Annotated in this window: 16 protein-coding genes and 1 riboswitch; of the genes, 9 read left to right on the top strand and 7 right to left on the bottom strand. The window is 68.9% G+C overall.

Annotated features, from left to right (window positions below; genetic code table 11):
- The first annotated feature begins 19 nt into the window (after window positions 1-19).
- A complete protein-coding gene (locus ACFY2X_RS18690) occupies window positions 20-625 on the top strand; it encodes a hypothetical protein (protein ID WP_389939695.1) in 606 nt (201 codons plus the stop codon).
- Here the strand turns inward: ACFY2X_RS18690 and ACFY2X_RS18685 are convergent.
- Together ACFY2X_RS18685 and ACFY2X_RS18680 are read right to left on the bottom strand one after the other, a co-directional pair.
- Window positions 603-1,769 (bottom strand): MFS transporter, encoded by a 1,167-nt coding sequence (locus tag ACFY2X_RS18685; protein WP_389939693.1) that lies wholly within the window; start codon window positions 1,767-1,769, stop codon window positions 603-605. The genes ACFY2X_RS18690 and ACFY2X_RS18685 overlap by 23 nt on opposite strands.
- 44 nt (window positions 1,770-1,813) lie before the next feature.
- Window positions 1,814-3,265: a trehalose-6-phosphate synthase gene (locus ACFY2X_RS18680; RefSeq protein ID WP_389939691.1), complete on the bottom strand. Its 1,452-nt coding sequence runs from the start codon at window positions 3,263-3,265 to the stop codon at window positions 1,814-1,816.
- A gap of 419 nt (window positions 3,266-3,684) precedes the next feature.
- Here ACFY2X_RS18680 and ACFY2X_RS18675 point away from each other — a divergent pair, with 419 nt between their 5' ends.
- The 5 genes from ACFY2X_RS18675 to groL all read left to right on the top strand — a co-directional run bounded on the left by ACFY2X_RS18675 (window position 3,685) and on the right by groL (window position 8,820).
- On the top strand, window positions 3,685-4,242 hold the full coding sequence (locus ACFY2X_RS18675) for an RNA polymerase sigma factor (RefSeq protein WP_389939738.1): 558 nt from the start codon (window positions 3,685-3,687) through the stop codon (window positions 4,240-4,242).
- Between the two features lie 233 nt (window positions 4,243-4,475).
- A riboswitch (SAM riboswitch) is annotated at window positions 4,476-4,616 on the top strand.
- Between the two features lie 14 nt (window positions 4,617-4,630).
- Entirely contained in the window at window positions 4,631-5,920 is a 1,290-nt protein-coding gene (gene thrC, locus ACFY2X_RS18670) for a threonine synthase (protein ID WP_389939689.1), read from the top strand.
- Between the two features lie 22 nt (window positions 5,921-5,942).
- Window positions 5,943-6,218 carry a MoaD/ThiS family protein gene (locus tag ACFY2X_RS18665; RefSeq protein WP_389939687.1) on the top strand — a complete coding sequence of 92 codons (276 nt, stop codon included), beginning with the start codon at window positions 5,943-5,945 and terminating at the stop codon, window positions 6,216-6,218.
- A 331-nt stretch (window positions 6,219-6,549) separates the two neighbouring features.
- Window positions 6,550-6,750, top strand: a complete 201-nt coding sequence (locus tag ACFY2X_RS18660) for a cold-shock protein (protein ID WP_055507665.1) — start codon at window positions 6,550-6,552, stop codon at window positions 6,748-6,750.
- 444 nt (window positions 6,751-7,194) lie between these two features.
- Window positions 7,195-8,820, top strand: a complete 1,626-nt coding sequence (groL, locus tag ACFY2X_RS18655; RefSeq protein WP_389939685.1) for a chaperonin GroEL — start codon at window positions 7,195-7,197, stop codon at window positions 8,818-8,820.
- 273 nt (window positions 8,821-9,093) lie between these two features.
- Here the strand turns inward: groL and ACFY2X_RS18650 are convergent, their stop codons facing one another.
- The gene (locus tag ACFY2X_RS18650) at window positions 9,094-11,118 is read right to left on the bottom strand and encodes a HelD family protein (protein WP_389939683.1); all 2,025 of its coding nucleotides are present in this window, start codon (window positions 11,116-11,118) and stop codon (window positions 9,094-9,096) included.
- Window positions 11,119-11,279: 161 nt separating this feature from the next.
- Here ACFY2X_RS18650 and ACFY2X_RS18645 point away from each other — a divergent pair, with 161 nt between their 5' ends.
- Entirely contained in the window at window positions 11,280-11,561 is a 282-nt protein-coding gene (locus ACFY2X_RS18645; protein WP_389939681.1) for a hypothetical protein, read from the top strand.
- A gap of 191 nt (window positions 11,562-11,752) precedes the next feature.
- On the opposite strand, the gene ACFY2X_RS18640 is transcribed toward ACFY2X_RS18645, so the two are convergent.
- The 4 genes from ACFY2X_RS18640 to ACFY2X_RS18625 all read right to left on the bottom strand — a co-directional run bounded on the left by ACFY2X_RS18640 (window position 11,753) and on the right by ACFY2X_RS18625 (window position 17,385).
- Complete coding sequence (locus ACFY2X_RS18640) at window positions 11,753-13,399, bottom strand: DNA repair helicase XPB (protein ID WP_389939679.1); 1,647 nt, start codon at window positions 13,397-13,399, stop codon at window positions 11,753-11,755.
- Between the two features lie 133 nt (window positions 13,400-13,532).
- Window positions 13,533-14,093, bottom strand: coding sequence for a hypothetical protein (locus tag ACFY2X_RS18635; RefSeq protein WP_389939677.1), 561 nt, complete (start codon window positions 14,091-14,093; stop codon window positions 13,533-13,535).
- A gap of 211 nt (window positions 14,094-14,304) precedes the next feature.
- Window positions 14,305-16,671 carry a helicase-associated domain-containing protein gene (locus ACFY2X_RS18630; RefSeq protein ID WP_389939675.1) on the bottom strand — a complete coding sequence of 789 codons (2,367 nt, stop codon included), beginning with the start codon at window positions 16,669-16,671 and terminating at the stop codon, window positions 14,305-14,307.
- A 90-nt stretch (window positions 16,672-16,761) separates the two neighbouring features.
- Entirely contained in the window at window positions 16,762-17,385 is a 624-nt protein-coding gene (locus tag ACFY2X_RS18625; RefSeq protein WP_389939673.1) for a TetR/AcrR family transcriptional regulator, read from the bottom strand.
- Between the two features lie 430 nt (window positions 17,386-17,815).
- Between ACFY2X_RS18625 and ACFY2X_RS18620 the strand changes: the two genes are divergently transcribed.
- Complete coding sequence (locus ACFY2X_RS18620; RefSeq protein WP_389939671.1) at window positions 17,816-18,445, top strand: HAD family hydrolase; 630 nt, start codon at window positions 17,816-17,818, stop codon at window positions 18,443-18,445.
- Between the two features lie 116 nt (window positions 18,446-18,561).
- Complete coding sequence (locus tag ACFY2X_RS18615) at window positions 18,562-18,960, top strand: cold-shock protein (RefSeq protein ID WP_389939669.1); 399 nt, start codon at window positions 18,562-18,564, stop codon at window positions 18,958-18,960.
- The last annotated feature ends 6 nt before the right edge of the window (window positions 18,961-18,966 follow it).

Raw genomic sequence — 18,966 nt, 5'->3', positions numbered from 1 at the left:
GGTGACTAGCTTCCTCGGCATGAGAAAGACCGTTTTCGCCCTTGCCACGCTGGCCGCCGCCGCGCTCGTCGCGCCGATGATCACCTCGGCCGCCTCCGCGTCGACCGCCCCTGCCTCGGCCGTCTCCGCGTCGGCGACGAAGACCCTGTCCTTCCGCGGCATGAACCTGTCGATCCCCTCCAGCTGGCGGGTGTATCGCGCCAGTGACCAGGTCAAGGTGGTGACCGGAGCGTGCGGAACGCCCTCTGCCGGTTATTTCACGCCGAAATGCGATGCCTTCTGGCTGCTCGGCCCGAAGCAGATCAAGTACGGGCACGAAGGCTTCTCGGCCTACACACCCGATCAGCCCTACTATCCCGCCAGTGACGTGCAGCCCTGCCCCTTCAACGGCAAGGACAGCCAGGTTTTTGGCAAGGCCACGGCGGCCGGCCTGCGCCAGGTGGGCCCGGGGCACAAGGCTCACTACCGATCCTGGTTCGGCCGATGCGTGAAGAACAGCAACGGTGAGCAGACCGCGACCTTCGACCAGCGTGAGTGGTACCTGCCCAAGTCCAAGATCCTCGTCGTGGACGTGTGGAACACCCCGGGCCTGGCGGACACGCTCAAGAACGCTGCCTGGAGCTGAACAGGACTCCGCCGACGGCCAGCCCGACCAGGGCCGGGACCATGAGGAACGCCTGCCGGGTGCCGAACTCGTCGGCCAGCGCGCCCAGCAGGAACGGTCCCACCCCCAGCGCGGCGCTGGCGAAGAGCGAGGCCGCGGCCGTGGCGCGCTCCGACTGCCCGTCGGCGGTCTCCAGCAGGCGTGAGAGCGCCAGCGGGAAGTGCAGCGAGACTCCGATCCCCGACAGGACCAGGCCCGCGTAGGAGGGCACGGGGTTGGTGCTCACCCAGAAGATCGCCCATCCGGCCGCGGTGAGCGCGAGCGCGCCGACGAGCAGGGACGCGGGCGGTATCCGCAGGGCCAGCCTGGCTCCTCCGAACCGTCCGACTCCCAGGCCGATCGTGAACGCGGTCAGCGCGGTCGCCGCAACGGCCGCCGACAGTCCCGTCTGGTCGGCGACCAGCTTCGCCGCCCACAGGTTGAAGGAGAACTCCAGCGCGACACAGCAGAACAGCACGGCCCCGGCCAGGTGGAACCGCCAGCCGAGCCGGGCCGCTTCCCCCGGGCCGGTCCGGATCTCGCCGCCGTCGCGCTCGGGGATCCAGACCCGGCCCATGACCACCGCGAGCAGCACGGCCAGCAGCGGGGTGATCAGCAGCGCCGCCCGCCAGCCGAGCACGCTGCGCGCCGCGAGGCTGAGGACGAACGGCGCCATGAGACCGACGGTCACGCCGACGGCGTTGGCCTCGCTGATCGCCGCCGGACCCGCCGGGCCGTGGTGCCTGCTGAGCGCGGACATGCCCGTGTAAAGGCTGATCGAGCCCATCCCGCTGGCGATGCCGTACCCGAGGAGGGTGACCGGCAGCGCGTCGCTCAGCATCACCAGCAGCATCCCGCCGCTCATGCCCGCCAGGCCCGTCCAGGTGGCGGCTCGTGGGCCGATCTTCCTGGTCAGCCAGGGGAGCGCGAGACCGGTCAGGATGCCGCCGACGGCCATCGAGGTGCCGTGCAGGCTGGCGACCGCCTGTGACACGCCCTGGTCGATGCGGAGCATCGGCAGCGCGGCGCTGAGGCTGTACAGGTAGGTGGCGAAGACGCCGAGCTGCAGGTAAACGAGCCAGGTCGCGCGATCACGGGTCAGCCGGACGGACGTGATCACGGTCACTGGTTCTCCTGAGCGGCTATGGGGAGATAGTCCTGAAAACTATCTCATGGCGCTGTAAAACTCCCCGAAGGCTCGTTGAGGGCGTCGAGCTGGTCGGAGAACCAGCGCTGCGGAGGGAGCGCGGTGGCCGCGGCGGCCAGGAGGGCACCCCGGCGGGCCCGCTCCTCCTCGGGCATGACCAGGCCCTCGTGCAGGGCCGCGGCCGTGGCCGAGACGTCGAAGGGGTTGACCGTCAGCGCGTGCTCTCCCAGCTCAGAGGCGGCGCCCGCCTCGCGGGACAGGACCAGCGCGCCGCGCGGGGACAGGATCGGGCCCTCCTTGGCCACCAGGTTCATGCCGTCGCGGATCGGATTGACCAGCAGCAGGTCGGCCAGCCGGTAGGCGGCCAGCGACCGCGCATAGTCGTCGTGCACGTTGAGGATCAACGGATCCCAGTCTTCAGTGGCGTACTCGTCTTCGATCTCCTGGGCGCAGCGCTGCACCGCCGCCGTGTATTCGCGGTATTCGGGCAGGTCGTGCCGGGACGGATAGGCGAAGGCGAGATGCGTGACCTTGCCGTGCCACTCGGGGTGGGCCGAGAGGAACTCCCGGTAGGCGGTCAGGCCCCGGACGATGTTCTTGGACAACTCGGTCCGGTCGATCCGCACGATCAGCCTGCGGTCGCCGACCTGTTCGCGGAGCGCGGCCATGTGCGACTCGACGTCGGGCTCGGACGCCCGCGCCCAGAGCGCGTCGCCGTCCACCCCGAGGGCGTGCACGCCGATCCGGGTGGTCCTGCCGGCGTGGGTGACGGTACGGCTCGCCCGGTCCACCACGGCGCCGAGCACCGTCTCGCAGCAGTCCATGAAGGCACCGGCCCAGCGCGCGGTCAGGAAACCCGCGTGGTCGGCGCCCAGGATGCCTTCGAGCAGCTCGACCCCGAAGTCGTCGGGGAGCAGGCGGAAATACTCCGGCGGCGCCCAGGGAGTGTGCGAGAAATGGGCCACCCGCAGGTCGGGTCGCTCGCCCCGCAACATGGCCGGGACCAGGGCCAGGTGGTAGTCCTGCACCATCACCTTCGCCCCGTGCGCCGCCTCCTCGGCCAGCGCCATCGCGAACGCCTCGTTGTAGGCCTGATAGGACTCCCACTCCCGGCGGAACCTGGCGCCGAACTGCGGGCTGTTGGGAGTGTCGTAAAGGAGGTGGTGGACGAACCAGAGGGTGGAGTTGGCCACCGCGTTGTAGGCCCGGTGGAAGGTCGCCGGGGGGATGTCGAGCATCCGCACCGGCCCGGTCTCGTAACCGGCGTGATCCAGCCGGCCGCCGGGCGCCAGCCGTACGGCACTGCGGTCGCCGTCGGACAGCGCGGCGCAGACCCACAGGACGTCGAGGTCCTTGGCGACCTCCGACAGGCCGGACACCAGGCCGCCGCCTCCCCTGCGCATGGTCAGGGAGCCCTCCTCCGAGAGGGTGAAAGAGACGGGGCCGCGATTCGAAGCCACCAGGATCGCGTTCATCGGGATCCCCTTGCCTAGGGTGTGTTCTGCGGTCTTTCCGCCTGGTGCGGTCGTCGGGCGACGCCCCGCGGCGTTGTCGTCATCAGCCATACGCTCCGCTACGGCTTCCTCCTCCGCCTCGCGGTGCGTCCGTCTGGCCGATCTTCGCCACGACGAAGATCTTTGAAACACACCCTGGAGACACGCTTTGCTGAAGGTTAGCCGGGACTTCATCGGCACGCCCTGGTCTTTTGGCTGGTCTTCCGGCGAGGTCCGCGAGGTCCGGCCCGGGTTCGGGCCAGGTGGAGAGCCCGGGTCTGCGCCCAGGGCAGGGGGAGGAACGCGGTGGTGCCGCCTCGGGGAGATTGCGGTGGACGTCACCAAATCCGGTCCTCGACCTTAAGATGGCGAGCGACTGTGATCGCTGATTGGGGCTCGTGATGGCGCTGGACGAGACGACCGAGGAACTGGCCCATGCGGCCGCCCAAGGTGACCACCGTGCGCTGGGTGAGCTGCTGAAGCGGATCGAACCAGACGTTCTTCGGCACTGCGGGCGCATCCTCCCCTACCGGCAGGACGCCGAGGAGGCCTGTCAGGACACCCTGCTGGCGGTGGCCCGCAACATCGGCCGCTTCGAAGGGCGGGCCCGGTTCAGCACGTGGCTGCACATCGTGACCGCCAACTGCGCCCGGACCACCTACCGCTCGCTCAAGCGGCGCGCCGCCGAGCAGAGCTCGGACGAGCTGCCGCTGCACAAACCCGATGTCGCCCGGGTGAGCGTGATCGCCGGGTCCCGGCTGGACCTGCTCGACGCGATGGAGGCGCTGGAGGCCGACAAGCCCGACCTGGCCCAGGCGCTGGTGCTGCGTGACATCTGCCAGCTCGACTACAGCGAGGTCGCCGAGCAGCTCGGCATCCCGCTCGGCACCGCAAAGTCTCGCATCCACCAGGCGCGCAAATACGTCCAGGGAGCCCTGGGCGACGCCTACGGTTTCTGACCCGGCGGGCCGGCAGGCCAGGCGGACCGGTGAACGTGCCCGTGCGGCTGCGCGGGCCGTACGCCCCGGAGGATCGCGAAACCGTCCGGAGCCCCTGTTCCGCCGTCGGGGAGCGGTCGAACCTGTCCGACAGATAACACGTTGTATCTCAAATAATGAGACGACTGGTCGGGGTGACGGCTAGGCGAGGTAGAGTGCATGAAACCTGCCTGCCAGGTTCACAACTGCATATTTGCTCATCCAGAGGGGTGGAGGGACCGGCCCTGCGAAGCCCCGGCAACCCTCCCGGTTCAAGACTCGTGATCTGACGAGGTCGGCCGGGACAGGTGCCAATTCCGGTCTGCGGCCAGGGTGGTCGCAGACGAAGATGAGGGAAAGGCCTCGCTTCATGGCGCTCGCAACCACTGAAACCACTGAAACCACCACCGCGCTCGGTCGTGTCGAGGACGGGCGCTTCGGCCCGGCCGCCGCCCTGTCCTGTCGTGAATGCGGCGCACGATCCGAACTCGGCCCCAGCTTCGCCTGTATCGAGTGTTTCGGTCCTCTTGAAATCGCCTATGAGTTCGGTCGCGTGACCCGGGAGCAGATCGCCGAAGGGCCGACCAACATCTGGCGTTACCGCTCGTTGCTGCCGGTTCCGGCGGACGTGGCCACCAAGCCCAACCTGGCGCCCGGCTGGACCAAGCTAGTCAAGGCCGACAATCTTGCCCGTGAGCTGGGCATCCGCTCGCTGCACGTGAAGGACGACTCCGGCAACCCCACACACTCCTTCAAGGACCGCGTGGTGGCCATCGCCGTCGAGGCGGCCCGCAATTTCGGCTTCCACACCCTGTCCTGCTCCTCCACCGGCAACCTGGCCGGAGCCGTGACCGCGGCCGCAGCCCGGGCCGGGCTTGACGCCTGTGTCTTCATCCCCGCCGACCTGGAGCAGGCCAAGATCGTCATGGCTTCGGTGTACGGCGGCAGGCTCGTCGGTATCGAGGGCACCTACGACGACGTGAACCGTTTCTGCTCCGAGCTCATCGGCGACGAGCTGGGTGATCAGTGGGGCTTCGTCAACGTCAACCTCAGGCCGTACTACGCCGAGGGCTCCAAGACCCTGGCCTACGAGATCGCCGAGCAGCTCGGCTGGCGGATTCCCGATCAGATCGTCATCCCGGTCGCCTCGGGGTCCCAGCTCACGAAGATCGACAAGGGCTTCAAGGAGCTGATCCAGCTCGGTCTCGTCGAGGACCGGCCGTACAAGATCTTCGCTGCCCAGGCCGAGGGCTGCGCCCCAGTCTCCGCCGCGTACAAGGCGGGACACGACGTGATCCGCCCGGTCAAGCCGGACACGATCGCCAAGTCGCTGGCGATCGGAAACCCGGCCGACGGCCCCTACGTGCTGGACATCACCCGGCGCACCGGCGGTGCCGTGGAGGACGTCACGGACGCCGAGATCGTCGACGCGATCCGCCTGCTGGCCAGGACCGAGGGCATTTTCGCCGAGACCGCGGGAGGCGTCACCGTCGGCGTGCTGCGCAAGCTGGTCGCGTCAGGGCGGCTCGACCCCGACGCCGAGACCGTGGTCCTCAACACCGGCGACGGCCTGAAGACCCTCGACGCGGTGGCGGGCGAGGCGCGTCCCACCGCGGTCATTCGCCCCTCTCTTGACGCATTCCGTGCGGTTATCGCCTAAATCCCATGAAAGGTACTGAACTATGAGCGTTTCTGTGCGGATTCCGACGATTCTCCGGACTTACACCAACGGCTCGGCCGAGGTGAGTGCGGAGGGCGACACCCTGCGTGATGTTCTGCAGAAGCTCGACGCCGACTACCCCGGGATCGGTGCCCGCATTCTCGATGAAACGGGCAAGATTCGCCGTTTTGTCAACGTCTATGTGGGGGATGAGGACGTCCGTTTTTCCGACAACCTCGACACGGCCACGCCGTCCGGCGTCCAGATCTCCATCATCCCGGCGGTGGCCGGGGGCTGATTCCCGGCGGGTCTCCCCTGTGGCGCCCGCACCGCTTCCTGCGACACCCGCACCGGCCCGGCCGTGTGCGGGTGTCGTTTTTTGTGACACCAGTTCGTATCTGCACGGGAGGCGTAATGCAATATTGGGCCAAGAGGCCACCATGGCAAAACTCTGTTGGTCGCACTGAATGTGTGCGTAAAGCGGTAGTTTGCTGATTGACTCTGTTGCCCTACGGTGTCCCACAGGTATGGTCGAGAACGATCGACGTAGGCGATGTGTCCGCCTCGGAGATTGAGGACTTCGCGAGAGGAATGGGCGGTGTCCTCAAGCCCAGTAAGAGGAGTCGGAAGTGGCGCAAGGCACCGTCAAATGGTTCAACGCGGACAAGGGCTACGGCTTCATCGCGGTAGACGGTGGTAAGGATGTGTTTGTCCATTACTCCGCGATCCTGATGGACGGCTATCGTGCGCTCGAACAGGGCCAGCGGGTCGAGTTCGAGATCACTCAAGGTCAGAAGGGTCCTCAGGCGGAATCCGTCCGGACGGTTTGACGAGGCCATTTCGTCAAATCATCGGAAAGTGCCAGTGGATCCCGTGGCAGCGCAGTCCGCGCGGATCCTCTCGCACGACGGCCCGGTCCACCGCTTCGGCCGGTGGGCCGGGCCTCCGTTTGGGACATGACCGGGCAGGTCCAGGTCAGACTCTGTCCAGGCTCGCACCGGGTTCCGCCCAGGCTTGGGTCGGGTCCCGGCGAACTTGGGCCGAGGCCGGGCAGGTTTGGGCCGGGTTCTGTCCGGGCCGAGGCCAGGTCAGCGCCGCGTCGCTTGCACTCTCCGGGGTAGAGTGCTAAACAGTTGCTTGGCACTCCCTGTCGGAGAGTGCCAACCCTGGATCGAGACGATGGGGCCCGCCGAACGGAGTCGCGGGTCCACATGCCGTCGCGGGCGTCGGCTCGATCCGGTGCAAGCCACCCTGTGTTTGGGAGGTCTAGCCGTATGGCAGCCAAGATGATCGCGTTTGACGAGGACGCCCGGCGCGGTCTCGAGCGCGGTATGAACCAGCTCGCGGACGCCGTCAAGGTGACCCTCGGCCCCAAGGGCCGTAACGTCGTTCTGGAGAAGAAGTGGGGCGCCCCCACCATCACCAACGACGGTGTCTCCATCGCCAAGGAGATCGAGCTCGAGGACCCGTGGGAGAAGATCGGGGCCGAGCTCGTCAAGGAAGTCGCCAAGAAGACCGACGACGTCGCCGGTGACGGCACCACCACCGCCACCGTGCTCGCCCAGGCTCTGGTGCGTGAGGGCCTCCGTAACGTCGCCGCGGGCGCCAACCCGATGTCCCTGAAGCGGGGCATCGAGGCCGCCGTGGAGCGCGTCTCCGAGGAACTGTCCAAGCTGGCCAAGGACGTGGAGACGAAGGCGCAGATCGCCTCCACCGCCTCCATCTCCGCGGGTGACCCGCAGATCGGCGAGATGATCGCCGAGGCGATGGACAAGGTCGGCAAGGAAGGCGTCATCACCGTCGAGGAGAGCAACACCTTCGGCCTGGAGCTTGAGCTCACCGAGGGCATGCGCTTCGACAAGGGCTACATCTCGCCCTACTTCGTGACCGACCCGGAGCGTATGGAGGCCGTCCTCGACGACCCCTACATCCTCGTCGTCAACTCCAAGATCTCCGCGAACAAGGACCTGCTCCCGGTTCTCGACAAGGTCGTGCAGGCCGGCAAGCCGCTGCTGATCATCGCCGAGGACATCGAGGGCGAGGCGCTGGCCACCCTGGTCGTCAACAAGATCCGTGGCCTGTTCCGCTCGGTCGCCGTCAAGGCTCCGGGCTTCGGTGACCGCCGCAAGGCCATGCTCGGCGACATCGGCATCCTGACCGGTGCCCAGGTCGTCAGCGAGGACCTCGGCCTCAAGCTCGAGTCCACCTCCCTGGACATGCTGGGCCGCGCCCGTCAGGTCATCGTCACCAAGGACGAGACCACCATCGTCGACGGCGCCGGTGACCCCGAGCGGATCGCCGGCCGGGTCAACGAGATCCGCGCCGAGATCGAGAACACCGACTCCGACTACGACCGCGAGAAGCTCCAGGAGCGCCTCGCCAAGCTGGCCGGCGGCGTGGCCGTCATCAAGGCCGGCGCGGCGACCGAGGTCGAGCTCAAGGAGCGCAAGCACCGCATCGAGGACGCCGTCCGCAACGCGAAGGCGGCCGTCGAGGAGGGCATCGTGCCCGGCGGTGGTGTTGCCCTGCTCCAGGCCGGCACCAAGGCGTTCGACAAGCTTGAGCTGCCCGGCGACGAGGCCACCGGTGCCGCGATCGTGCGCAAGGCTCTGGAGGAGCCGCTGAAGCAGATCGCCGTCAACGCCGGCCTTGAGGGCGGCGTCGTGGTCGAGAAGGTTCGCAACCTCAACCCGGGCGAGGGCCTGAACGCCGCCAGCGGCGAGTACGTCAACATGTTCGAGTCGGGCATCATCGACCCGGCCAAGGTGACGCGCTCGGCTCTGCAGAACGCGGCGTCCATCGCGGCGCTGTTCCTCACCACCGAGGCTGTCATCGCCGAGAAGCCTGAGAAGGCTGCTGCCGCTCCCGCCATGCCGGGCGGCGGCGACATGGACTTCTAAGTCCAGACGCTTTTACGAAAAGAGGCGACCCCGAGGTGCCGGGGCCGCCTCTTTTCGCGTTCACCGAACGTCGCACTGCCGGACTTTGCCCTTTCTCCGAGGTTCACAACCTGTAAAGAGGCCAGTCCTAAACGGGTTCTGACTAAAGGGCCTTAACCCAGCGCGACCACTGCGGCCGAGGAGCATAACCGACGGCTTCCAGCCAGAAAGCCGGCAGCGCATCGATGTCTTCGAGCCGGCCGTTTCGCGCACTCACTGTCATGGGCGGGAAAGCTAGCAGAGCTGTGCGGGGAGCTCCCGGGCGTGAAGAACGGTCAGGGAGGTGACCGCACGGGTCAGGACCACGTAGAGGCGGGCCAGGCCGCGCGGCTCGGCGTCCACGATGTCGGCCGGCTCGACCACGATGACGTGGTCGTACTCCAGACCCTTGGCCAGGGTCGCCGGGATGACCAGCAGGCGGTGCTCCTCGGCCGAGTCGGGGCTCAGCACGCGATGTTCCAGATGGGACAGGGCCTCGGACACGGCGGTGACCGAGTCGTCCGGGACGATGACGCCGATCGAGCCCTCCCGGGACAGCGCCTCCCGCGCCGCCTCACGCACCGCGCCGGCCAGGGAGCCGTCCGAGGCGGGCCGTACCGTCAGGGAACCCACACCGGGCCGGAGCGACTGGGGGACGGCCAGGTCCGGGGCGACGGAGGGCAGCAGCCTGGCGGCGTAGTCGAGGATCTCGCGGGGAACGCGGAAGCCGAGCGTGAGTTCGGTGACCGCGCCCTCCTCGAAGCCCAGGTGGGTGAGGACCTCGGTCCAGGATCGAGCGGACCAGGGGGTGGTGCCCTGCGCGAGGTCGCCCAGAACGGTCGCCGACCCGGTACGGCAGCGCCGCCCGAGGGCGCGCAGCTGCATGGCGGACAGGTCCTGGGCCTCGTCCACGACCAGGTGTCCCAGGGAGGCGGTCCGCTCGATCAGGTCGGCGAGCTCGTCCATCAGCGCGCCGTCCGCCGCCGACCACTTCGCCGAGCGGAAGGACTTGGCCGGCTTGGCCCACAGGAGCAGAGCCTGCTCGGAGGCAGTGAGATCGTCCTTCGCCGCGGCGGCGAGGAACTCGGGATCGCTGAACAGCCGATGGAGCACCTGCTGCGGGGTCAGCTTGGGCCATACCTGGTCCACGAGCTGCTTGACCGGCCTGGACCGGGCCACCGCGTCCTGCACCCGGTCGTCGGGGGACTCGCCGCGCTGCTCCATCCGGACGAGCACCATGTGGGCCAGGCGCTGGGCGAGAGCCGTACGGCCGGGGCCGTAGCGCGTGGTCCCACGCAGGGAGGCGACGATCTCACGGACCTCGTGGTCGGCCACCCGGTACCGGTTGACTCCCTTGGTGAACAGCAGGCCCTCGGCCGGCTTGACGATGTGCATCCACAGGGCGCGCCTGAGCACCGGTGCGATCCTGGCGTCGCCCTTGACGGCGCTGACCGCGGGATCCTCGGGCGCGGAGTGGTCGCCCAGGATCCCGGCGACCGTGGTCTGGTCGACCTTGACCTCGCCCAGCGCGGGGAGCACCGAGGAGATGTAGGAGAGGAAGGCCCGGTTCGGTCCGACGATCATCACGCCGGATCGGGCGAGCTTCTCACGGTGGGTGAAGAGCAGGTAGGCGGCCCGGTGCAGGCCGACGGCGGTCTTGCCGGTGCCGGGAGCCCCCTGGACGCACACGGTCCGGCCGAGTTCGGAGCGGACGATCTCGTCCTGGTCGGGCTGGATGGTCGCGACGATGTCGCGCATCGGACCGGAGCGGGGCCGCTCGATCTCCTCGGTGAGGATCTTGCTGTGCTGGAGGGTGACGCCCTGCGTGAGCGGCTCGTCCTCGTAGGCGGTCAGGTCGCCGCCGTGGTAGCCGAACCGGCGGCGGAGCGCGACGCCCATCGGGTCGGACGGGCTGGCCTGGTAGAACGCTCGCGAGACGGGAGCCCGCCAGTCGATCACCATGGGGCGGCTGCGATCGTCGTGGACGTGCCTGCGCCCGACGTAGATGGTGCCGGGAAGGTCGTCGTCCGCGGCGCGGTCGAGGCGGCCGAAGAACAGCGGGGTGCCGGCGTGGTCGGCGAGCGCCGCCACTCGCTGGTCCAGGAGCGCCTGCAAAATCTGCTGGGACACCCAGTCTCCGGCGGCGTCGGAGGAGAGGGACTGGGCGTGTTCTCGCATCGCGCGCAGCGCGGCCCTGGAGGCCGCCAGGTGCCGGCGTTCAGCGGTGAGGGTGTCGGCTGGATCGCCGGTTATGTCGGGGGCCAGTTGGTGTGCGGGCATGCGAAAGCGCCTCCCATTCGGCAAACGGAGGTGGTGGTCAGGTAGCGAATCGACTAGCGTACCGGCGGCCTTCGCACGCCTCAAAGGAATTACACGCGGACTGGGAACCGGCCGGAGCGGGTATCCCAACGGACGTGCGGATCTCCCCTGTGATACCGACTGTGGCGAGCCTCCTGCTCGCCGCGCTCTGGGGGCTGTCGGTGTTCGCGGGCTGGGGACTGGATGCCTTCTGCTCGGACGGCGCCTGCGCCGACCGGCTGGGCGGGTTCGTCCGGGTGTCCGGCCTGTTCGCCGTGGTCGCGGCCTGCTGTACGGCGGGCGCCTGGCTGGCCCCGGCGGCCCGCCGCGACGAGGGCCGTTTCATGGCCCTCATGAGTGTCGCGGTGGCCGCCTGGGTGATCGCCGAAGGGGTGGTGTTCGTGGGCGGCATGATCGTTCGGTAGCCGTCCTGGCACCCTCCGTCATTCTGCCTCAAGATACCGAAAAAGCCGGGCAAATCCGGTGAATCACACAGACCATGAGGGTATGTCGCCCAGGTGGCCGTCGCGGCCTAGCGAGGGGGTGGTGTCTTTGTCGAAAGCCTGCGGTATCTCGTGGACCTGACAACAGATGACGGCGTGTTCGCCATGTGACGTTATTCCCCGGCGAGCACGTCGTCTGCGTCAATGATGTGATACGCGTACCCCTGCTCGGCCAGGAACCGCTGCCGGTGCGCGGCGAAGTCCTGGTCGACGGTGTCGCGGCTGACCACGGAGTAGAAGCGGGCCCCGCCGCCGTCCGACTTGGGCCGGAGCACGCGCCCCAGCCGCTGGGCCTCCTCCTGCCGCGACCCGAAGGTGCCCGACACCTGAACGGCCACCGAGGCCTCCGGCAGGTCGATGGAGAAGTTCGCCACCTTGGAGACGACGAGGACCTGGATCTCCTTGTCGCGGAACGCCTGGAACAGCCGCTCCCGCTCCTTGACCTTCGTCTCGCCCTTGATCACCGGTGCGTTCAGGTGCTCGCCGAGCTCGTCCAGCTGGTCGATGTACTGGCCGATGACCAGCACCTGCTCGTCCGGATGCCGCCGGACCAGCGCCTCGGTCACCCGCGTCTTGGACGGCGTGGTCGCGCAGAACCGGTAACGCTCCTCGGAGTCGGCCATCGCGTAGGCGAGCCGCTCCTCGTCGGTCAGCGTCACCCGGACCTCGACGCAGTCGGCCGGGGCGATCCAGCCCTGGTTCTCCATCTCCTTCCACGGCGCGTCATAGCGCTTGGGGCCGATCAGGGAGAACACGTCACCCTCCCGGCCGTCCTCGCGCACGAGCGTCGCGGTGAGCCCCACCCGCCGCCGGGCCTGCAGGTCGGCGGTCATCCGGAAGATCGGGGCGGGCAGCAGGTGCACCTCGTCGTAGACGATCAGACCCCAGTCACGGGCGTCGAACAGCTCCAGGTGCCGGTAGACGCCCTGCCTGCGGGTCGTCATCACCTGGTAGGTGGCGATGGTGACCGGCCGGATCTCCTTCTTGGTGCCGGTGTATTCGCCGATCTCGTTCTCGGTCAGCGAGGTCCGCTTGATCAGCTCCTGCTTCCACTGGTGCGCCGAGACCGTGTTCGTCACCAGGATCAGCGTCGTCGCCTTGGCATGCGCCATCGCCGCCGCGCCCACGATCGTCTTGCCCGCGCCACAAGGGAGCACGACCACACCCGAGCCGCCGTGCCAGAACGCCTCGGCGGCCGCCTTCTGGTAGGTGCGCAGCTCCCAGCCGTCTTCGGCCAGGGTGATCGGGTGGTGCTCGCCGTCGACGTATCCGGCCAGGTCTTCAGCCGGCCAGCCCAGCTTGAGCAGCAGCTGCTTGATGTTGCCGCGCTCGCTCGGATGCACCGCCACGCCGTCGTCGCCCAGCCGCTCGCCCAGCAGCGGCTGGATCTTCTTGGAGCGCAGCACCTCCTCCAGCACGGCTCGGTCGGTGCTGGTCAGGACGAGCCCGTGGACGGGATGCTTCTCCAGCCGGAGCCTGCCGTACCGCGCCATGGTCTCGGCCACGTCCACCAGCAGCGCGTGTGGCACCGGGTACCGGCTGTAGGCGATCAGCGCGTCGACCACCTGCTCGGCGTCGTGCCCCGCCGCCCGCGCGTTCCACAGCGCCAGGGGGGTGACCCGGTAGGTGTGCACGTGCTCGGGCGCGCGCTCCAACTCGGCGAACGGCGCGATCGCCCTGCGGCACTCGTCGGCCCTGTCATGGTCGACTTCCAAAAGCAGGGTTTTGTCCGATTGGACGATCAGTGGCCCGTCAGTCACAGACTTCTCCCTCGTGTACGGCCGGCGAACCCATGGTCGCACTCACACGGGCGATCACCGGCTCAATCCTCGCCTGACGACCCCCGCTCCGTATGTCCAACGGAGATGAGCCTCCGGACAGTCCCGATCTCGCTCAATTGTCGAAAGCGCCGCTGGCACCCGCGACGATGAGGGCGATGATGCCCAGGATTACCAGGCCGACGTTGATGCCGACGCTGATCCAGGTCCACTTGAGCAGGTTCCTGGCGCCCCGGGGGTCGGTGTCGACCTTGCCCAGCGCGATGCCGGACAGGATGGCTCCGGCGATGCCGCCCAGGCTGACGTAGCAGGTGAAGCCCAACATGATGCTGACGACCAGTGCGACGATGGCGTGGGTTCGGACGCCGTCGTTGTTCTTTTGCGGCGCGGGACCGTAGCCGTACTGCCCGTAAGGCTCGCCGTAGCCCTGACCGTAACCGGGGTCGTAAGGCTGCCCGTAACCCTGCCCGTAGGGCTGCTCGTCATAGCTCGGCTGCTGCTGACCGTAGGGCTGCTGGCCGTACCCGGGAGCCTGGCCGGGGCCGGTCTGGCCGTACCCGGGAGCCTGGCCGGGGCCGGTCTGGCCGTACCCGGGGGTCTGGCCGGGGCCGGTGCTGTAGGGGCTCTTCCAGTCGTCCGGGTTCGTGCTGGGACCTTCGGGGTGACCGCTGCTCACTGGACCGTCTCGCTCCTGTCGAGGGGAACATCAACGGATATCACGATATTGGGCTTGTGTCGCGTGCCGTAACTAAACGCCATAGATGGGCGGCCTTGGTCGCATCTAGACAGGCGTTGCGACCCTTCCGGTGAGGAGACGCGCGGTGCTGGTCCTCCGGCATCGGCGCGCCGTAGTGCCTGATCAGTAGTGCTTGATCAGCGGTGCCTGGTCAGTTGATGTCGGCGATGCCGGTGATGCGGTGCAGGGCGAAGCGGTGCACCGCCGCCCGGGTCTCGTCGTAGGCGGTGAGATAGCCGCCTTCCATCCGGGCGGGTTCCAGGATCCGGCTGGTGGCGTTGCCCTGGGAGTCGAGGTAGCCGATCCAGACCTGGGAGCCCTGCCGGATGGCCTCGCGCAGCGCGGTGATGGTGGCGCTCGCCGGGGACCGGGGAACCTGGCCTTCGGGGGCGTCGACGGGGACCCGGCGGGACCGGCGGGCGGCGTCGCCCGCGCGCACGGCGCGGACGGCGGCCGCCACGACGTCGGCCTCCAGGCCGGTGAAGGTGGCCGTGGAACGGACGACGGGCTGGCCGTCGGTCCTGCGGACGTCGAGCTGGGTGATGATCACATCGCCGTCCAGGGACTCGGCCACCGGGGCGTAGCCCATCGCGCGCAGCGAGTCGACCAGGGTGGGCCGGGAGGTCTTGGAGGCGATCACGGTGGGGGCCAGCCGACGCAGCCGCAGCGGAAGTGCGCGCCTGTCTGCCATCACCTCGTCCAGCAGCGAGGGGTCGTCGCATCGCACGTAGGCGCTCGCCGTGCCGACGCGCATGCGGCCGTGGCGGCGGGCCACGTCGGTGATGAGGTAGCTGAGCGGCTGCGGCACGGGCGTGGCCGAGTGACGCTCCAGCATGGCCAGCATCTCGTCGGCGCCCTGCCCGGCGTCCAGAGCCCGCCGGATCGACTGCTCGCCGAAACGGTAGACCGTCGCGCCGCCGGTGGACTCCACATCGGCGGCCAGTCCCAGCCACCGCCTCAGGTCGCTCGTCAGCGGACCGGGGGCGACGGCGGTCAGGTCGGCCTGGAGGAGCACGTGGTCGAGCGGTTCCGGCAGCAGCGGGACCAGCAGCTGACCCGCCGACGCGGTCCGGCTGCCGCCCGGAAGCAGGGCCCGGCCGTGGCCCACGATCGCGCCGAGGCCGGTGATCCCGATCTGCTCGGCCTCGCGCAGCGTGAACTCCACCAGCTGGTCGCGCTGGCCGCCGCGGCGGCGGGGCTGCTCCCAGGCCAGGCGCTCGCGCACCGATTCGAGGGTGGGGGCCACGCCGGGGCCGGCGGCGGAGAGGATGCCCAGGGTCGTGGTGCGGATCTCGGCGGCGACGGGGCGGCGCAGGTCGGGGTGGAGGGCGTTGAGCAGCCGATCGCGCTCGTCGCGCTCGCCGATCACTCCCGGCACCCGGTCCATGGTGAGCCAGGTCGTGGCCAGCACCACCCAGCGGTCCTCGGTGCCCTTCACCCGCCAGCCGTCATAGGTCGGGGTGGGCAGCCAGTCGCCGTCCACCGAACCGCTCGCGGCCACCAGCCCGGCCGCGTGCGCCACCTCGATGATCAGCCCCGCCACCCACTCGGGCACGTCCAGCAGGCTCGCGGCCCGCTTGAGGTCGCGCACGGCCAGGCCGCCGCTGCGCAGCACACCGGGAGGGTCGACGCTCCACCTCTCGCACAGCTCCTCCACCGCCCGGGTGAACGTGAACGCCTGCCCCGCGGCCGTGCGGTCGGAGAGCTCCTGGGCGCGCTCGGGGCCGTCGAGCGCGGGCGGGACGGGAGAGAGGTCCTGGTGGATGCGGCCGTCGCGCAGGAACAGGCCGACCTCGCGCGGCAGGACGACGGTCTCCTCCCCGGTGGCGCCCAGCAGAGCGCGGGAGAGAAGCTGCTCGATCGGCGACTGGGCGGTGGCGGCCCGCACCTCCCTGCGCGCGTTGGGCACCCGGCCGCTGGCGGGCCCCCAGGCCAGCTCGTTGAGCGCGGACCGGGCCTGCGGGGAGACATCCTGGATCAGCCGCCCGACGGTCTCCGGGTCGCCGAGCAGCTCGGCGAGGGCCTCCTTGGTGTCGCCTTCGCCGCCGACGTCATGGATCAGCTCGGCCAGCCGCTCCGCGGGATGGTGCCTGAACAGCTCCTCCGCCGGCGGGCCGAGCCCCGCGGGGGCCTCCAGGACCTCCCGCACGCCGGGGGCCAGCGCCAGGGCACTGTCGGGCCCGTAGACCAGGGCCAGGGTTCGCAGCCGCTCGACCGTCTCCTTGAGCGCGCCCTGGAACGGCGAGCCGGCCGCTCCGGGCAGCGCGCGGGCCATCTGGGTGCGCAGCGGTTTGTAGCCGATCGGCTCGGGGAGCACGGCCAGCGTCTCCACGACCGAGAGCGTGAACCGGTCGAGCCGATCGAGCACGCGGCCGATCGCCGACGGGCTGCTCGCCCGCGCGGCCAGCCCCTCGAGGTGTGCCGGGACCGGGGTGATGAGCTCGGGGCGCACGGTGACGAGGGCCCGCAACTGGTCGTCGCTCCGGCCGCGCAGCCACGTGGTGAACTCCGTGCTCATTCCGTCAATGGTAGGAGGCCTTACCGACAAAGCGCGGTCCGGGCAAAGGCCGCATTTACCCGACCGGCCATGAGCAGGGCCTCCGCCGGCTCATCCGATCGCCTGTACGGCCGGCCGAGGGAGCAGCCCGAGCGCCAGGCGCACCCAGGAGGCGACGAAACGATCACGCTCCGCGCGCCCCGGTGGCTCGCCCACGGTCTCCTGGAACAGCCTGTAGTGAACCACCGCACCGCCGAGCACGGCGCCGATCGCGGGCCAGTCGAGCTCGGCCTCGGCGTATTCGGGCTGGGCCCGGAACCACATGGTGATCGCGTCGAACATGGGCTGCAGCAGCCCCTCGCGCACGATCGCCACCAACTCGGGGAACTGGCTCAGGTCGCGGAAGAAGACGCGCGTCAGCTCGCTCTCCTCGCGGACCTTGGCCAGTCCCGCCCTGCACAGGTGCGCCAGGCGCTCTTCGAGATCGACCGAGGCGTCGACGGTGCTCATCTCGGCCAGGGTCTCGGCGATCTGCGCCCTGGTCCGGGTGGCGTGCTCGTTCATCGCCGCGGCCAGCACCTCGTACTTGGACTTGAAGTGCCGGTAGAGCCCCCCGGCGCCCGGCGACAGCCCCGAGGCGGCCTCGATCTCGGCCACCGAGGTTGCCGAATAGCCCCGTTCGGCGAACAGGCGCAGGGCCTCGTCGATGATCCGCTCGCGCGTCGATCTGGTCATTTCTCTGCCGATACCTCCCCCATGACCCTATCCAGCGCCGAACCTGTCGGCTTTCGGCACGCCGGATCGAGCCCGAGACGGGTACGGATCCGGCCGGGCGGGCGGCGTGGGTGAGGATCCGGCCATGAGGTGGTCTCCAAGCCACCCGGATGTGGCCGTTCCCCTTCCCAAGGGTTCCACAGCAGGTGGCGTGGCGTACAGCGACCCGGGATTACCCATGTCCGGATGTATTTGGCATGCTTCGAGGGGCATGTGGAGTGTGCCCTTCTTGATGTTCTCCGGGATCTGTCCGGGGTCCGATGGCGGCGGATCCCGGCCGGGCTGCCCCTTCCCCAGTGAAAGGAACCGAACAGATTCCGATGAACACCACTCCTGCCCGCCCCGAAGACGGAAGCATCCTGGCGAGATTCCGTGAAGCGGATGAGGAGCGGTGAACGACCGGATGAACTCGGTGGGATTCGACCTGGACATGACGCTCGCGGACACGCGGGCCGGCATCGCGGCCGTCTACGACGAGCTGGCGCTGCGCACTGGCGTGTTCATCGACAGCGCCGCCGTGGTGGCCAGGCTGGGGCCGCCGCTGGAGTGGGAGCTGGCCAACTGGTTGCCCCCGGAGGAGATCCCGGAGGCCGTCGCCGTCTTCCGGTCGCTGTACCCCTCGCTCGCCGTTCCGGCCACCACGCTCATGCCCGGCGCGCGCGAGGCCGTCGAGGCCGTACGGCGGGGCGGCGGCAGGGTCATCGTGGTGACCGGGAAGAATCTCCGTGACGCGGTGCGAACGGTCGAGTTCCTGGGCCTCGACGTGGACGAGGTCGCCGGATCCGTCTTCGGGGCCGACAAGGGCCCGGCTCTCGCGAGTTTCGGCGCGGCCGCCTATGTTGGAGATCATGTCGCCGACATCGAGGCGGCGCGAGCGGGAGGCACCGTCAGCGTGGCGGTGGCGACAGGCCTTTACCCGGCGGGAGAGCTGCATGATCACGGAGCCGATGTGGTGCTCGGAGATCTGACAGAGTTCGCCGGGTGGTTCGACGGTTGGCGAGCCTCGGCCGCACTCGTGTAATTCAGGCCTGATTAGCACTCGTGTAATTCAGGCCTGATTAGACGGTCGCTCTGAGCCTTCGCTGGGCATAACCTACATCCATTCCTTTTCACGACAGTCTGAACGAGGTCACCCCTGTGCCGAGTGGCAAGGTCAAGTGGTACGACGCCGACAAGGGTTTCGGCTTCCTCACCCGCGACGACGGCGGTGAGGTCTTCGTGCATTCTTCCGCGCTGCCGGGCGGCGTGGGCTCTCTCAAGCCGGGTCAGAAGGTCGAGTTCGGCGTGGCCGAAGGGCGCCGCGGCCAGCAGGCGCTCTCGGTCCGCGTGATCGACCAGCCGCCCACGCTCACCAAGAGCGTCAAGCCGAAGGGCAAGCGCAAGAAGCCCGACGAGATGGTCGTCATCGTGGAAGACCTGATCAAGCTCCTGGACGCGGTCTCCACGTCCTACCAGAAGGGCAAGCACCCCGAGGCCGCGCACGCCAAGAAGATCGCCGCTGTGCTCCGGGCCGTGGCCGACGACCTGGACGAGTGACCTGAC

Source organism: Streptosporangium sp. NPDC000396 (assembly GCF_042898655.1).
Lineage (GTDB): Bacteria > Actinomycetota > Actinomycetes > Streptosporangiales > Streptosporangiaceae > Streptosporangium.
This window is presented reverse-complemented; position numbering and strand designations above follow the sequence as displayed.